This is a genomic window from Nocardia sp. NPDC056952 (assembly GCF_042674185.1).
In the GTDB taxonomy this organism is placed as follows: Bacteria; Actinomycetota; Actinomycetes; order Mycobacteriales; family Mycobacteriaceae; genus Nocardia.
In genome coordinates this window covers 1-14,719 of record NZ_JBHURA010000011.1, presented here as the reverse complement: position 1 = coordinate 14,719, position 14,719 = coordinate 1, and the positions used below count along the sequence as shown (strand labels likewise).

Here is a 14,719-nt window from a genome sequence, read left to right as displayed (position 1 = left end):
CTCCCCCCCGCCCCGCCCCTCTATCCCCCCCCCCCCCCACACCCCCCCCCCCCCCACCCCCCCCCCCCCCCCCCGCCCCCCCCCCCCCCCCCGCCCCCCCCCCCCCCCCACGACAGTGTCGGGCCTGGACAAAGGTGCGGACGGAATCGGCATCGCGGACACTTTCGGTGTTTCGGAGGTATTGACCCAACAGTGAGCGCACTTTAACACCGGCGCGTGACACGTCGGTGGAAGCGATCCCGCTGTGCGACGGTGCCAGTCGGGCCGTGTGCCTGTAGGGTCTGGTCCTCGTGGTGGAAAGTAGAACCCCGTCCCGTCGGTCCGTCTATATCTGGGGCTTGATCACCTCCCTCGGAGTGATCGCGGGCTATGGTGCGGTTCTCCTCGCCAACGTTCGGCACTTCTATACCGACGACACCGAATCCCAGTACGTCCCGCTGTGGGTGATGCTCGGCAACCGGCTGCGCAACGGTGATCTGCCGGTGATGGTGCCCGAGCACTGGATGGCCGGAAACTACTCGATCGAGGAAGCCGGGCTGCTGAATCCGCCGCAGCTGCTGATCGATCTCATCGCGCCGTCGGTGGACAACCTGGTGCTGTACGCGACCGTGGTGAAGCTGATCTTCGCGATCATCCTCGGCCTCGGCGTCTACCGGATCTGCCTGGCCTACGGCTCGCGGGTGCAGTGGGCGGCGCTGGCCGGGGTCTCGATTCCGTTCACCGGCTGGCTGCTGTTCTTCGACGAGGCCAGCTGGATGACCGCCTTCACCGGCACCGCGTGGATGGTGCACGCGTGGGCGTCGGGCGTGCGCTACTCGCGTGGTCGCGGCGGGCCGATCCCCGTGTTCGTGTATCTCTACCTGGCGATCTCGGTGCAGTACATCTTCCCGGCGGTGGAAGCCGGTCTGATGATCGGCGCGGTCGCGGTCGGTGAGCTGATCTACCAGCGGACCTGGCGCCCGTCGCTGAAACTGCTGACGGTGGCGGGGCTGGCGGCACTGGCCGGAGCGGCCACCTATCTGCCGAGCATGCTCTCGGCGAAGGTCACCTGGCGTGGCACCGCCCAGATCAACAACGACATGTTCCTCACTGTGCCGTGGTCGGAATCGCTGAACGCGAGCCTGCCCTCGACCCTGCCCGCCTTCACCTCGTGGTGGGGTTACGTCCAGCCACTGCCGGTGGTCTACATCGCCTGGTTCCTGATTCCGGCCCTGGCGTTCATCGACTGGGGTAAGGCGCGCGCGGCCTGGCGTGAGCTCAGCGGCATCGGGCTGTTCGCGATCGCGGCGCTGATGTGGACGGCCGGACCCGGCACGATCGGCCCACTGCGCTGGCCCGCCCGCGTGCTGCCGATGGTGGCGCTGGGTCTGCTGCTGCTGGTGTGCGTGCTGCTCGGGCGGTTCGCGACCTTCAAGGACTGGCGTGCGCGGGGGATCGCGGCGGCCGTGCTGATCGGGCTGCTGTGGGTGCGCTCGTTCTCCGCCGACCCGCACAACTGGATCGCGCATGTGATCGCCGCGCTGGCCATCGCCGCGCTCGGGGCCGCACTGGTGTGGCTTGCGGTGAACAAGGGGATCTCCGCGGCGGTCGCGCTGGCGATCATCGCGGTGTCCCCGATCGCCTATGTCCAGGTGGAACGGGCACAGCCGACGCCGATGAGCTGGAATCTGCCCAGCGATCGGGCCGCGGCCCGATCGGCGTTCCCGGAATTCGCGGGGACCACGCTGCAGCTCGGCGACCGCGCGCTGATCCAACCGGGGGAGCGCACCCTCGACGGCGCCTATGGCTCGCTGGTGTTCGGCAACTACGCCAAGGACATCGAGCGCACCTATGTCAGCGGCTACACCCCGAACGGTCACTTCTGGTTCGGCGACATGCTCTGCATGCGCTGGGACACCAGCGTGTGCCCCGACGCCTACCGCCGCGCGTTCGCGGTCGAGCCGTCGACGGGCAAAACAGTCGTCGACCTGATGAACATCGACCGGGTGGTGCTGCAACGCGCGCTCTACCCGGCCGCGCGGACCGAGCCCGCGCCCGACGGGTGGAAATGGGTCGACTACCCCGGCCACGAGAACTACATCTCGGTCCTCGAACGTGCGGACGGGCTGATCTCCACCCGTAACGGCCGGATCTCGGCGGTCGAGAACGCCACCGCGGTCTCGACCTCGGAAAGCGATACGACGAGCCGGGTCACCGTGAGCTCCCAGTCCGGTGGTCGCGTGGTGTTCGCGCGTCTGGGCTGGCCCGGCTACCGGGTGAGCCTCGACGGCAAGGACATTCCGTTCAAGGTCGTCGCGAAGAGTTTCGTCGCGGTCGACATCCCGGCCGGGACGAAGAACGGCGACCTCGAGCTGACCTGGCGTCCGCCGGGCTGGAAGATCGGCGGCGCCGCGATCGGCCTCGGACTGCTCGGACTCGCGGTGTTCCAGTGGCTGTACGTGCGTGGGCGTAAGCCCGACGACGAGGAGCTGGACGCCCCGGCAGCGGAGTCGATCGCCGACGACGACACCGCGCTCGCGGACGCGCTGCGATGATCGCCGAGGCGGCGGGCGGCGTGCTCGAGACACCGGGCCCGCTGCTGCGGATCGTGAAACGTCAGGAGCTGGCGTTCGCGATCGTCGGCGGGTTCAACACCCTGCTCGGCATGGCGCTCGTCGTCTTCTGGCTCCAGGTGCTCGGCGACGGCAGGCCCGGTGTGGCTGTTGTCGCTGCCTACGCGGTGAGCACGGTGGTCGCGTTCGTGTTGCATCGCACGCTGGTGTTCCGCGTTCACGGCCATCTCCTGCGCGACTTTCTCGCGTTCTGTGGGGTGAACGCCGGTGGCCTGGTGCTCAACGTGATCCTGGTGGAGCTGGCGGTCACCGGCCTCGGGTTTCCCGCCGCTCCCGCCTCGGTGATCGTCATGGGTCTGGTGGCGGTCCTGAGCTTCTTCGGACACCGCTACATCTCGTTCCGCCGGGCGCGGTAGGTTAGGCACATGGCGCACGAATCCACCATCGACGCAACCCTGCTCGGCCTGCTGGCCTGCCCCCAGGACAAGGGCCCATTGCAGCTGGTGCGCACCGAAGCCGATGTGAGCGTGCTCTACAACCCGCGTCTGCGTCGCGCGTACCCGATCGACAACGGCATCCCGGTACTGCTGATCGACGAGGCCCGCGACGTCTCCGACGCCGAGCACGAATTCTTCGTCGCCGAATCCTGATCGGCCCATTCGGTAGCTTTCCCACTGCTCCCGAATCGGAGTTAGGCTTACCTTAGTTCGTGCTGAGGTGCTGACCCGATCAGGAAGAGTGCGTCCGATGGCTGAAGACGTCGCATTGAGCGGCATTCCGCTGACCATGCTGTGGACCCTGCACAACCGTGGTTCGGAGGTGAAGCGCGCCGACGCGGTCCTGACCGATCCGGACTGCGAACGCCTCTACGACACCATCGATTTCGACTACGCGCGGACCTTCGGCGAGCCCGATGGCACCCACGCTGTGCGCTCTGCCCGCTTCGACGAGGCCCTGCGGCCGTGGCTGGCCGCGCATCCCGGCGGAACCGTGGTGGAACTGGCCGCCGGGCTCGAGACCCAGTTCCAGCGGTGCGATGACGGCGCGGTGCGATGGTTGTGCGTCGATGTGCCCGAGGCGATCGAGATCCGCACGCGATTCCTGCCGCCGACGCCGAGGTGTGAGTATCTGCCGATCAGTGCGCTGGATCTGACCTGGCTCGACCACGTCGACCCCGAGCGCGGTGTCTTCGTCACGGTACAGGGGCTGTTGATGTACTTCGAGCCCGACGACGTGCGCCGCCTGGTCACCGCGATTCTGGAACGATTGCCCGGCGCGGAGCTGATGTTCGACACGATCCCGCCGTGGTTCTCCCGCAAGACCGTGCGCGGGTTCCGTAAGACGCCGGACTACACGGCGCCGCCGATGCCGTGGGGGATCGAGCGCAGCAAGATCGCGGCGCTGCTGCGGTCGTGGAGTCCAGCGGTCGGCGAGGTGACGGTGAGCTCCTACGGTCCCTCGCACGGTCCGCTGGCCGCGACCCTGCCGATCTTCGGTGCGCTGCCGTTCCTGCGCGATGTGCCGCCGGCGATCGTGCGGACGGCTTCGCGCTGAATCACCAACTGCCGGTATCGATGTCACCGGTCAGGTAGCGCTGGATCACCGGGCCGACGGCATCGACCACCGCATCGATCGGCATCGAGGCCAGCGGCTCCAGCGCGATGATCTTGCGGGCGGTCAACACCCCGATCATCTGGGACGCGGCCAGGGCGACCCTGGCACGACCGTCGTCGTCGGCGGTGGCGATGCGCACCCGGACCCGTTCCAGCACCACCTGGAGCAGGAACGTGCGCGCGAGATTCTGATCGCCGCCCGCGAAGATGCTGCGGACCATGGCCACGATGCCGGGTCCGGCGGGGGAGTCCCACACCGTGACGACCGCGCGCACGATCGTCGCGCCGAGTTCGTCGATCGGTGCGGCGTCGACGGCGTTGAGCGTGGTGTCCGGGTCGACCGGGAAATCCACCGCGGCGGCGAACAGCTGCTGCTTGTTGCCGAAATAGTGGTGCACCAGCGCCGGGTCGACATCGGCATCGGCCGCGATCGCGCGGATCGAGGTCTTGTCGAATCCGGCGCCGGCGAACCGGACCCGCGCCGCGTCGAGGATCGCCAGTTTGGTGTCGGCGTTGCCCGGCCTGCGGCCGGTGCGCCCGGATTTCGCTGTGCCGGCACCGGATTCGCCGTCACTCATCATGGATCCTCTCGTCGGGGTCTTTGTTCGCTACGGGGTGCGTCGACGCAGAGTAGCCGCGGCGAGTCCGAGCGCCACCACCGCGAACCCGGCGACGACGGCGATATCGCGCCACATCGCGGCTGTCGGCTCCGCGTGAACCGACACCTGCTGGAGCGCGTCGACCGCATAGCTCAACGGCATCACATTGCTGATCGCCTCGAGCCAGCCGGGCAGCCGGTCGCGCGGTACCAGCAGCCCGCACAGGAAGATCTGCGGTGCGACGATCACCGGCATGAACTGCACGGCCTGGAATTCGGTGCGCGCGAACGCACTCGCCAGCAGGCCGAGCCCGACGCCGCACACCGCGTCGACCATCGCGATCAGCATGACCCAGCCCGGACTACCCGCCGCGGACAACCCGAGCAGCCAGAACGCGACCACGCAGGCGACCGCGGCCTGCGCGGCGGCGGCGAGGGAGAACGCGCTGCCGTACCCGGCGAGCAGGTCGAGCTTGCTCAGCGGAGTGGTGAGCAGCCGTTCGAGGGTTCCCGATGTGCGTTCGCGCTGCATCGCGATCGCGGTGATCAGGAACATCACGATGAACGGCAGGATTCCGAGCATCGTGATGCCGACCCGGTCGAACATCGTCAGCGGGGCGTGCGGCGGGCGCGGTGCGTCCTGGTAGATGAAGTACAGCAGCGTCATCAGCAGGGCGGGAACCACCAGGATCATGGCGACGGTGCGGTGATCGTTGCGCAGTTGCCGCAGGATCCGGGCGGTCGTGGCGGTGTAGGGGCGCAGGGTGGTCATGCGTGCTCTCCCATCGTGATCAAGGTCAGGAAAGCGGCCTCGAGGTTCTGTTCGTCGGTGCGCTCGCGCAGTTCGTCCGGGCTGAGCTGGGCGAGCAGGTTGCCCTCGCGCATCAGCAGCAGCTTGTCGCAGTGCTCGGCTTCGTCCATCACGTGACTCGACACGAGCAGAGTCGTTCCCGCCGCGGCCAATTCACGGAACTGCTTCCACAGCTCCACCCGCAACACCGGATCGAGGCCGACCGTGGGTTCGTCGAGCACCAGGAGTTCCGGCTTGCCCACGAGCGCGCACGCCAGCGACGCCCTGGTCTTCTGGCCACCCGAGAGCTGGTCGCCGAGCTGATCCGCGTGATCGCCCAAACCGACTGCGACGAGCGCGGATTCGGTGTCGTCGTGGTCGCGGCCGTAGAGCGCGGCGTAGTACGCCACGTTGTCGCGGACGCTGATGTCGGCGTAGATGCTCGGCGCCTGGGTGACATAACCGACCCGGCGGCGCAGCCCGGCGCTGCCCGCGGGTTCGCCGAGCACGGTGACGGTGCCCGATTCCACCAGCTGCGTTCCCACGATGCTGCGCAGCAGGGTGGTCTTCCCGCAACCGGACGGACCGAGCAGACCGGTGATCGAGCCGCGCGGGATGTCGAGGGTGAGGCCGTGCAGGACGGGGCGTTTTCCGCGTGTGACGGTCAGGTCCACGACCTGGACGGCGATCGGTGGCGGTGCGGTGCGCGACATGGTCGCCTCAATTCATCGAGTGTTGAATTCACTACGTGATGAATTTAGCGCGATCGTGTCTGTGTGGCAAGGTCAGTGGGCGTGTCCAGGGGGTGTCACGGCCTGCTGACCTGGTTCGACGACGGTGAACTGGCCCATCATCCCGACATCCTCGTGCCACAGCAGATGGCAGTGATACATGTACGGCGTCGTCGGATCGGCGGGCCCGTCGAACCGTAGAGCCAGCGTCGTCGCCGTATTCGGTGGCAGGAAGATGGTGTCCTTGGCGCCGGTCAGCTCGGGCGGGGGCGGGCCGCCGTCGTAATCGAGCACCCGGAACTGCACATCGTGGACGTGAAAGTTGTGCGGCATGCCGTCGACGTTGCGCACGACCCAGGTCTCGGTGGTGCCCCGGGTGACCGTGGTGTCGATGCGGCTCATGTCCATGCGCTCGCCGTTGATACCGGCCAGGTTCAGGTCGAAGCGCCGTTGCGTGACGGAGTCGGTTCCCTCGGGAATCGACAGCGGCACAAGGCTTTCCGGTAAGGCGGCGGAGGGGCGCAAGGTCGACGCGGCGCGCAGTTCGAGCACATCGAACGTGTCGTCACCGCCCGAGAACCGGTTCGACCAGAAATCGAGACCCGCAGCGAGTTCCTCGCTGCGCAGCACAGTGCGCTCACCGGGCCGCATCCGCACCACGATCTCCGCGCGTTCGCCGGGTGAGAGGCGGAGGTGATCGAGGGTGGTGGGGCGTTCGAGCAGGCCACCGTCGGAACCGATCATCGCGAACGAGCGGGCGTCGTCGAAGGCGAAGGTGTAGATCCGCGCGGTCGAGGCATTGAGCAGGCGCAGCCGCACCAGTTCGTCCCCGACCTCCTGGTAGGGGGACAGGGTGCCGTTGACCATGGTGCGATCGCCGAGGAAGCCGATGTCACGAAAGATCGCGTGCGCCCCGTCGAGGCGGCTACCGCGCAGACGCATGTCCTGCACGATCACCGGGATGTCGTCCACGCCGTAGGTGTTGGGCAGCGGCAGTTCCGCACTCGGTGCGTCATCGATGAGGAACAGGCCCGCCAGGCCGCGGCGCACATGGTCCTCGGTCGCGCCGTGCGGGTGCGGGTGATACCAGAGAGTCGAAGCCGGTTGATCCACAGTCCATTCCGGTGTCCATGTCGCACCGGGGTCGACCATCTGGTGCGGCCCGCCGTCCATGGCGGCGGGGAGGTGCATGCCGTGCCAGTGCACTGTCGAGGCCTCGGGGAGCTGGTTGCGCACCTGGACTCGCACGCGTTCGCCGCGGGCCGCACGCACGGTGGGGCCGAGGTAGCTGCCGTTGAAGCCCCACGTTTCGGTGGCGCGTCCGGGCTCGAATGTGGTTGTCCCGGTGCGCATATCGAGGGCGAACACCCGTGTTCCGGTCGAGTCGACAGTCGAATCCGCCAGCGGCGGGATGCGCAGTGGCCGAGTGAATTCCGTGGTGCCGACCGTCGAGATGTCGGCGGAGCTCCAGGTCCACGCCACCCCGGCGCCGATCGCGGTGACCAGGGTGACGACGAGGGCGCACGCGCCGAGCAGGATGCGGCGTAGCCGATGTGGGGGAGAAGCCATGCATCGACGGTAGGGACGCGCACCCGCCGCCACATCCGGGTGCGTCCCCGGTTCGACCCCGATTTCCGGTCGCGGATTTCAGGGTTTCCCGCAGGTCAGGAGTATGTGAGGTGGATCACAATGCCGGGCCGTCACGTTCGGGCGAGCTGCTTTGTCCCATGAACATCCCACCGACAGGAGTACCGCAATGACCACCACTACGCACCGCATCGTCGTCCTCGGCGCCGGCTACACCGGCATGCTGGCCGCGATCCGCCTGGCCCGGCGCACCAGAAAACTGGCTGTGGCGATCACCCTGGTCAATCCGTCGGCCCGCTTCACCGAGCGGCTGCGGATGCACCAGATCGCCGCCGGTCAGGAACTCGCCCACCACGACATCCCGGAAATCCTCGACGGTACCGGCGTCGAATTCGTGCAGGGCTGGGTCACCGCGATCGACCCCACCGCGCAGCGCGTCCACGTCGACGGTGTCGGCGAACTCGTCTACGACGAGCTGATCTACGCCCTCGGCAGCACCGCCGAGACGACCCTGGTGCCCGGCGTCGCCGACCACGCCTTCACCCTCGACGACCCGCGCCTCGCCCACGAATTCGCGGGCAAACTGACCACCCTCGCGGCTCGGGGTGCCGCCGTCGCCGTGTGCGGTGGCGGACTCACCGGTATCGAAGCCGCGACCGAGATCGCGGAAAGCCACCCCGGTCTGCGCGTCACCCTGATCAGCTCGGGCGAGCCGGGCGCGATGATGGGCGACAAAGCCCGCGCCCACCTGAACGAGGCGATGGACCGGCTCGGCATCGTCCGCGAGATCGGCGTGCGCGTCGCCAAGGTGCAGCCCGACGCGGTCGAACTCGCCGACGGCACGGTGATCGGCGCCGACCTCACGCTGTGGACCACCGGCGTGCGGGTCTCGCCGCTGGCCGCCGAGGCGGGGATCGAGACCGACGCGCGTGGCCTCATCGTCGTGGACCCGACACTGAAGTCGATCTCGCACCCCATGATTCACGCCATCGGCGACGCGGCCGCCGTCCGCCAGGGGTGGGGGCACGTGCACGGTACCTGCCAGAGCGGTCTGCCCACCGCCGCCTACACCGCCGACCTGATCGCCGCCGAACTGCGCGGCAAGACGGTGCGGCCGTTCCGCTTCGGGTACTTCCACCAGCCGGTCAGCCTGGGCCGCCGCGACGCGGTCATCCAGTTCACCAACGCCGATGACACCCCGCGCCGCCTCTACCTCACCGGCTGGGCCGCACGCATCTACAAGGAGCTGGTCAGCAGCAGCCCCGTTCCGACGTTCAAGGCCAGCAGGAAGATGACCATGAACGTGCAATTGTCCAAGGGCGGCAAGGCAACTCGCGCCCTCGCGTGAACAGCCGGCACCGTCGCCGATCGGGCGCCGAGTCTGCTCGGCGCCCACCGATTCGCCACCGTGACGGAGCGTGCGACATGGTAGATCGTATGTCCGATCAGGATCCGTTTCTCGAACACCGCCGCCTGCTGTTCGCGACCGCTTACCGCATGCTCGGTACGGTCACCGACGCCGAGGACGTCCTGCAGGACACCTGGCTCAAGTGGAACGACACCGACCACGCCGCGGTCACCCACCCCAAGGCCTACCTGGTCCGCACGGTCACCAATCTCTCGCTGAACCGGCTCACCTCCGCCCGCGCGACCCGCGAAAGCTATGTCGGCCCTTGGCTTCCCGAGCCGGTCCTGACATCGCCCGATATCGCCGAGGACACCGAATTGGCCGACACCGTCTCCACCGCCATGCTCGTCGTGCTGGAAACCCTCACCCCCGTCGAACGCGCGGTGTTCCTGCTGCGCGAAGTGTTCGGTTACTCGCACGCCGAGATCGCCGAAGCCCTCGAACGGTCCGAGGCGAGCGTGCGCCAGATCGCGCACCGCGCGAAGAACCACGTCCACTCGCGCCGCCCGCGGTTCGATACCGACAAGGCCGCCCGCGCCCAGATCACCGCACAGTTCATGGCCGCCTGCGCAGGCGGCGACCTCAACGCCCTGATGGACCTGCTCGCTCCCGACGTCACGTGCTGGTCCGACGGCGGCGGCGTGGTCACCGCCGCCCGCCGCCCCCTGCACGGCCCCGACCACGTCGCCCGCTGGATCCTGGGCGTTCTCGCCAAACCGCAGTCCGCGGGTTTCGAACTCACCGCTGCCGACATCAACGGCGAGCTCGGCACCCTGGCCTCCTTCGCCGGAAACCCCGGCGCCGCCTTCACTTTCGACCTCGTCGACGGACACATCCAGAATCTGCGCTTCCAGGTCAACCCCAGCAAGCTGGCCGGGCTGTACCGCGGCACCGACCTGCTCGGCTGAGCAACCCCTCGCTGACCGCTTGTCGCGCCGGGACTACCTCGTCCGGCCGAGGACCAGGCTGGCGCTGGCGTACGTGCTGTGGTGGGCCTACTTCGGATTCGACGACGAACGCGGCGAGCACGCGCTGGGCGAACGACCCGACCTCGAGCGGGTACGGCCGGCGCTCGTCGCCTACGACTACGCGCTCTATCCGCTCCTGGTCGGCGTCATCCTCACGTCGGCAGGTATCGCGCTGAGTATCGCGCACGGCGGCGAACCGGTGGGCTGGGCCGCCGCGGGCGCGTTGTCCGGCGGCGTCGCGCTCTACTTCGCCGGGCAGTCCTGGTTCCGGGCCGCGCTCGGCCTGTCCGGTTCACGCGGCAGACTGCTGGGCGCCCTCGCCGTCGCCGCCACCACTCCGATCGGGGTGTACTGGCTCGCTTGGGGTCAGCTCGCCGCCCTGGTAGCGGTCGCTTACGCGGTGGTGATCGTCGACGATCGGCGCATCCTGCGCGCCGGGCAGCACAGCGCCTACGCCTGAGTGCCGATCGCATCGACGCACCTTCGGCCACGCGCGGCGGAGCAATGCCGCGCGTGGGTGCCCGGCTGGGTGACAATGACGGTCGTGTCCGCCCAGGAACTGGCCGTCGATCCGCCTACCGCCGCCCGCAGGTTGCTCGGCGCGATCCTGTGGTCGGGTCCGGTGGCGCTGCGCATCGTGGAAGTCGAGGCCTACGGCAGCGACCCCGACGGACCGTGGCCCGATCCGGCCGCACACTCCTGGCCGGGGCCGACGGCCCGCAATGCGGTGATGTTCGGCCCGGCCGGGCGGCTCTACGTCTACCGCTCGTACGGAATTCATCTCTGTGTCAACGTGACCGGTGGTTACGACGGTGAAGCCGGTGCGGTACTCGTGCGTGCGGCGGAAGCGGTCGAGGGCATCGACCTCGCCCGCGAACGCAGGCCCGCCGCCCGCAGGGACGCCGATCTGGCGCGGGGGCCGGGCAATGTCGGCAGCGCACTCGGCATCAGCATGTCCGACTACGGAACCGAGCTGTTCGACCCGTTCTCCGCGCTGCGCCTCCAACTGGAACCACCCGTGCCGCAGTCCGATATCGCCACCGGTCCCAGAGTGGGTGTCAGCGTGGCCGCCGAGATCCCGTGGCGGTTCTGGCTACCGGCCTCGCCCGCCGTGTCGGTCTATCGGCGCAGCCCTCGCGCCCCGATGCCCTAGCGGCGATTTCGACAGACTTCGCCGACAGCGATGAGTTTTCCGGCGACGGTCCGTCCTATCTGTTGAACGCGCTACCAACCCGGCGCGACCGACTCGAAGGACGAGACCATGACCACTGCGACCCCCTCCGCGAACTTCTCCCACGCCGCCGACTACCGCCCCGGCAAGATCCGCAACCGCGTCCTGTGGACCCTGCAGATCGTGCTCGGCCTGTTCTTCGTCATCGCCTCGGGCGGCCCGAAGCTCGTCATCCCGAACACGTTGATGGACAACGCCCCCGAGAACCTGACCATCCCGATCGGCCTGCTGATCTTCATCGGAGTCGTCGAGGTGGCGGGCGGAATCGGCCTGATGATCCCGCGCCTGTCCGGTCTGGCCGCCGCCGGTCTGTCCGTGCTCACCGTGCTCGCCGCGGCGACACAGGCTTTCATCGCCGACAAGCCCGCGATGGGGATCTTCCCGCTGGTGCTGGCCGCGATCTTCGCCTGGATCGCCTACGAACGCCGCGCCACCATCACCGCGCTGGTGCGATGAGCCACCACTCGACACGCCGATAATCGCCGGAGCCATCGGGTTCCGGCGATTGTCGGCGTGTCGAGGGGGGTTCGGTGACGGAGCTGATCTCGCGCTCCCGATTTCGTCGCCGAACCCAATAGGGCGATTCCATCGCAGGTGCGACGATCGAGGACCACGTCGAGAAGACCGTACGAGCAGGAGCGCCCGTGTTCACTTTCCCCAGCAGCGACGGCACCACGATCCACGTGCGGAGCTGGCTCCCCACGGAGACCGAGCCGCGCCGGGTCGTGCAGATCGCGCACGGCATGGGCGAACATTCCGACCGCTACAGCCACCTCGCCGAACGACTGGCCGGTCTCGGGTTCGCCGTCTACGCCGACGACCACCGCGGGCACGGGCTCAGCATGGGTGCCGTACCGGGCGACCTGGGTCCCGACGGCTGGAACCTGCTCGTCGCCGACGAGGTCGCGCTCACCGAGATCCTGCGAGAACGGCATCCCGGGCTGCCCGTCACCCTGATCGGCCACAGCCTCGGCTCCTTCGCCGTGCAGCAGTACCTGCTCGACCATTCCGGCCTCGTCGACGAAGTGGTGCTGAGCGGCACGACCGCGGTCGACGGCCTGTTCGGCGAGATCGCGGCCGCCGGCGGTGACCTGATCGGCTTCTTCAACGCGGAGTTCCAGCCCACCCGCACCGACGCCGACTGGATCAGTCGCGACGAAGCCCAGGTCGATGCCTACAACGCCGACCCCTGGTGCGGTTTCGCCATCGACGACGCCAACATGGGCCTGCTCGCGGCCAACGCCCAGACGCGGCTGTCCGATCCGAGCACCGTGCGCGCCGACCTGCCCCTCTACGTGATGGTCGGCGACAAGGACCCGCTCAACAACAAGCTCCGCCTGTCCGACCTGCTCGTCCAGCGCTACCGTGACGCGGGCCTCGCCGACCTCACCTACCAGGTCTACGCGGACGCCCGTCACGAAGTCCTCAACGAAACCAACCGCGACGAGGTCGAAGCCGATCTGCTCGCCTGGCTCACCCGCGCACGCGACTGACGAACCGCATGCGGAAAGATGGGTCAGCGTGACCGGCGACATCTTCGACGAACTGACCTGGCGCGGCCTGATCGCGCAGTCCACCGACCTGGACGAGCTGCGCGCTGCCGCGGCCACCGCGCCCCTGACGCTCTATGCCGGCTTCGACCCGACCGCCGCAAGCCTGCACGCCGGCCACCTCGTCCCGCTGCTCGCGCTCAAGCGCTTCCAGCTGGCCGGGCATCGGCCGATCGTGCTCGCAGGCGGCGCGACCGGCATGATCGGCGACCCGCGTGACGTGGGCGAACGCACCATGAACTCGACCGACACCGTCGCCGAGTGGGCACAGCGCATCCGGGGCCAGCTCGAGCGGTTCGTCGACCTCGACGAGTCGCCGACCGGTGCGGTCATCGTCAACAACATGGACTGGACCGGCTCGCTGTCGACCGTGGACTTCCTGCGCGATGTCGGCAAGCACTTCTCGGTGAACGTGATGCTCGCCCGCGACACCGTCAAACGGCGGCTCGAAGGCGACGGCATCTCCTACACCGAGTTCAGCTACATGCTGCTGCAGGCCAACGACTACCTGCAGCTGCGGCGCGAGCACGGGTGCACGCTGCAGGTCGGTGGCTCCGATCAGTGGGGCAACATCATCGCCGGTGTCGAACTGAACCGGCGCGTCGACGGTGCGCATGTGCACGCGCTCACCGTGCCGCTGGTGACCTCGGCCGACGGCAAGAAGTTCGGCAAGTCCACCGGCGGCGGCAGCCTGTGGCTCGACCCCGAACTGACCAGCCCCTACGCCTGGTACCAGTACTTCGTGAACACCGCCGACGCCGATGTCGTGCGCTACCTGCGCTGGTTCACCTTCCTGAGCCGCGAAGAACTCGACGAACTCGAGCAGGCGACGGCGGAACGCCCGTTCGCCCGCGAGGCGCAGAAGCGCCTGGCAGCGGAGATGACCACGCTGGTGCACGGCGAGGCCGAGACCCGCGCGGCGGAATTGGCCAGCCACGCCCTGTTCGGCCGCGGTGAGCTCGGCGAACTTCCGCTGTCCACGCTCGGCGCCGCGCTGCGCGAAGCCGCGGTCGACGGCAAGGTCGCCGAGGTGGTGCCGGGTGAACCGAACACGATCGTCGACCTGCTCGTCGCCTCGGGCCTGTGTGAGAGCAAGGGCGCGGCCCGTCGGGTGGTCAACGAAGGCGGTGCGTCGGTGAACAACCAGCGGGTCGGCGACGTCGAGTGGACTCCGTCCGATGCCGACTACCTGCACGGTGAGTGGCTGGTGCTGCGGCGCGGAAAGAAGAACATGGCGGGCGTGCATCGGATAGCCTGACGTCGTTGCGGAGGCCTGAGTCACATGCGTGTGATTCAGGCCGGCGCAAGCGCTGAGCGCACCGCCGTGACCTGCGGAGATCCGGTGCTGTCCAGGCGATTTGACGCGGCGTTATCCGGCGCGTAACTTATTGGAAGTCAGAGCGACACGGACACCAACCCGGAGCCGAGACGCTAGCCCGAGAGGCTGGCGGGCCAAGGGAAAACGCGGTAGTACGGGGAAGCGCCTGACAGAGCTGAAGATCTTGTGACCAGGCTTACGATTGACTTCGTCTGGACGTGAGGTTAGGCTGGAACAGTTGCCCTTCGGAAGATCCGGAACGATCCGGTCATTCCGTTTGTGCGTGTGTTCTTTGAGAACTCAATAGTGTGTCGATGAATGTCAGTGCCAATATTAATTATTGGTTCCAGCCTTCGCGTACCCCCCGGTCGTG

The 14,719-nt window shown here is 68.1% G+C and carries 15 protein-coding genes; 11 read left to right on the top strand and 4 right to left on the bottom strand.

Going from position 1 to position 14,719, the window contains the following annotated elements:
- The first annotated feature begins 338 nt into the window (after positions 1-338).
- From ACFTS5_RS28490 to ACFTS5_RS28475, 4 genes are all read left to right on the top strand, one after another.
- Positions 339-2,534, top strand: coding sequence for a hypothetical protein (locus ACFTS5_RS28490; protein ID WP_378636881.1), 2,196 nt, complete (start codon positions 339-341; stop codon positions 2,532-2,534).
- Positions 2,531-2,968 (top strand): GtrA family protein, encoded by a 438-nt coding sequence (locus ACFTS5_RS28485; RefSeq protein ID WP_378636878.1) that lies wholly within the window; start codon positions 2,531-2,533, stop codon positions 2,966-2,968. The genes ACFTS5_RS28490 and ACFTS5_RS28485 overlap by 4 nt, the downstream gene beginning before the upstream one ends.
- 9 nt (positions 2,969-2,977) lie before the next feature.
- Positions 2,978-3,202 carry a Trm112 family protein gene (locus tag ACFTS5_RS28480; RefSeq protein WP_378636876.1) on the top strand — a complete coding sequence of 75 codons (225 nt, stop codon included), beginning with the start codon at positions 2,978-2,980 and terminating at the stop codon, positions 3,200-3,202.
- Between the two features lie 97 nt (positions 3,203-3,299).
- A complete protein-coding gene (locus ACFTS5_RS28475) occupies positions 3,300-4,106 on the top strand; it encodes a class I SAM-dependent methyltransferase (protein ID WP_378636873.1) in 807 nt (268 codons plus the stop codon).
- A 1-nt stretch (position 4,107) separates the two neighbouring features.
- On the opposite strand, the gene ACFTS5_RS28470 is transcribed toward ACFTS5_RS28475, so the two are convergent.
- The 4 genes from ACFTS5_RS28470 to ACFTS5_RS28455 form a co-directional block, all read right to left on the bottom strand.
- Complete coding sequence (locus tag ACFTS5_RS28470; RefSeq protein ID WP_378636871.1) at positions 4,108-4,743, bottom strand: TetR family transcriptional regulator; 636 nt, start codon at positions 4,741-4,743, stop codon at positions 4,108-4,110.
- 30 nt (positions 4,744-4,773) lie between these two features.
- A complete protein-coding gene (locus tag ACFTS5_RS28465; protein WP_378636868.1) occupies positions 4,774-5,535 on the bottom strand; it encodes an ABC transporter permease in 762 nt (253 codons plus the stop codon).
- Positions 5,532-6,266, bottom strand: a complete 735-nt coding sequence (locus ACFTS5_RS28460) for an ABC transporter ATP-binding protein (RefSeq protein ID WP_378636865.1) — start codon at positions 6,264-6,266, stop codon at positions 5,532-5,534. Before ACFTS5_RS28460 ends, ACFTS5_RS28465 begins: the two co-directional genes overlap by 4 nt.
- A gap of 72 nt (positions 6,267-6,338) precedes the next feature.
- Positions 6,339-7,853, bottom strand: a complete 1,515-nt coding sequence (locus ACFTS5_RS28455; RefSeq protein WP_378636863.1) for a multicopper oxidase family protein — start codon at positions 7,851-7,853, stop codon at positions 6,339-6,341.
- Between the two features lie 187 nt (positions 7,854-8,040).
- Between ACFTS5_RS28455 and ACFTS5_RS28450 the strand changes: the two genes are divergently transcribed.
- The 7 genes from ACFTS5_RS28450 to tyrS all read left to right on the top strand — a co-directional run bounded on the left by ACFTS5_RS28450 (position 8,041) and on the right by tyrS (position 14,286).
- Positions 8,041-9,219: an NAD(P)/FAD-dependent oxidoreductase gene (locus ACFTS5_RS28450; RefSeq protein ID WP_378636861.1), complete on the top strand. Its 1,179-nt coding sequence runs from the start codon at positions 8,041-8,043 to the stop codon at positions 9,217-9,219.
- 77 nt (positions 9,220-9,296) lie between these two features.
- The gene (locus ACFTS5_RS28445) at positions 9,297-10,187 is read left to right on the top strand and encodes an RNA polymerase sigma-70 factor (protein ID WP_378636859.1); all 891 of its coding nucleotides are present in this window, start codon (positions 9,297-9,299) and stop codon (positions 10,185-10,187) included.
- Between the two features lie 19 nt (positions 10,188-10,206).
- The gene (locus tag ACFTS5_RS28440; protein WP_378636857.1) at positions 10,207-10,707 is read left to right on the top strand and encodes a low temperature requirement protein A; all 501 of its coding nucleotides are present in this window, start codon (positions 10,207-10,209) and stop codon (positions 10,705-10,707) included.
- Positions 10,708-10,791: 84 nt separating this feature from the next.
- Positions 10,792-11,400: a DNA-3-methyladenine glycosylase gene (locus ACFTS5_RS28435; RefSeq protein WP_378636854.1), complete on the top strand. Its 609-nt coding sequence runs from the start codon at positions 10,792-10,794 to the stop codon at positions 11,398-11,400.
- Positions 11,401-11,508: 108 nt separating this feature from the next.
- A complete protein-coding gene (locus tag ACFTS5_RS28430; protein ID WP_378636851.1) occupies positions 11,509-11,934 on the top strand; it encodes a DoxX family protein in 426 nt (141 codons plus the stop codon).
- A gap of 188 nt (positions 11,935-12,122) precedes the next feature.
- Positions 12,123-12,971: an alpha/beta fold hydrolase gene (locus tag ACFTS5_RS28425; protein ID WP_378636849.1), complete on the top strand. Its 849-nt coding sequence runs from the start codon at positions 12,123-12,125 to the stop codon at positions 12,969-12,971.
- Positions 12,972-12,999: 28 nt separating this feature from the next.
- Complete coding sequence (tyrS, locus tag ACFTS5_RS28420) at positions 13,000-14,286, top strand: tyrosine--tRNA ligase (RefSeq protein WP_378636846.1); 1,287 nt, start codon at positions 13,000-13,002, stop codon at positions 14,284-14,286.
- Positions 14,287-14,719: the final 433 nt, after the last annotated feature.

Excerpts from the sequence above, each read along its gene's own strand:
- ACFTS5_RS28485 (WP_378636878.1), top strand. The coding sequence starts at position 2,531 with ATGATCGCCGAGGCGGCGGGCGGCGTGCTCGAGACACCGGGCCCGCTG.
- ACFTS5_RS28480 (WP_378636876.1), top strand. The coding sequence starts at position 2,978 with ATGGCGCACGAATCCACCATCGACGCAACCCTGCTCGGCCTGCTGGCC.
- ACFTS5_RS28475 (WP_378636873.1), top strand. The coding sequence starts at position 3,300 with ATGGCTGAAGACGTCGCATTGAGCGGCATTCCGCTGACCATGCTGTGG.
- ACFTS5_RS28470 (WP_378636871.1), bottom strand. The coding sequence starts at position 4,743 with ATGAGTGACGGCGAATCCGGTGCCGGCACAGCGAAATCCGGGCGCACC.
- ACFTS5_RS28465 (WP_378636868.1), bottom strand. The coding sequence starts at position 5,535 with ATGACCACCCTGCGCCCCTACACCGCCACGACCGCCCGGATCCTGCGG.
- ACFTS5_RS28460 (WP_378636865.1), bottom strand. The coding sequence starts at position 6,266 with ATGTCGCGCACCGCACCGCCACCGATCGCCGTCCAGGTCGTGGACCTG.
- ACFTS5_RS28455 (WP_378636863.1), bottom strand. The coding sequence starts at position 7,853 with ATGGCTTCTCCCCCACATCGGCTACGCCGCATCCTGCTCGGCGCGTGC.
- ACFTS5_RS28450 (WP_378636861.1), top strand. The coding sequence starts at position 8,041 with ATGACCACCACTACGCACCGCATCGTCGTCCTCGGCGCCGGCTACACC.
- ACFTS5_RS28445 (WP_378636859.1), top strand. The coding sequence starts at position 9,297 with ATGGTAGATCGTATGTCCGATCAGGATCCGTTTCTCGAACACCGCCGC.
- ACFTS5_RS28430 (WP_378636851.1), top strand. The coding sequence starts at position 11,509 with ATGACCACTGCGACCCCCTCCGCGAACTTCTCCCACGCCGCCGACTAC.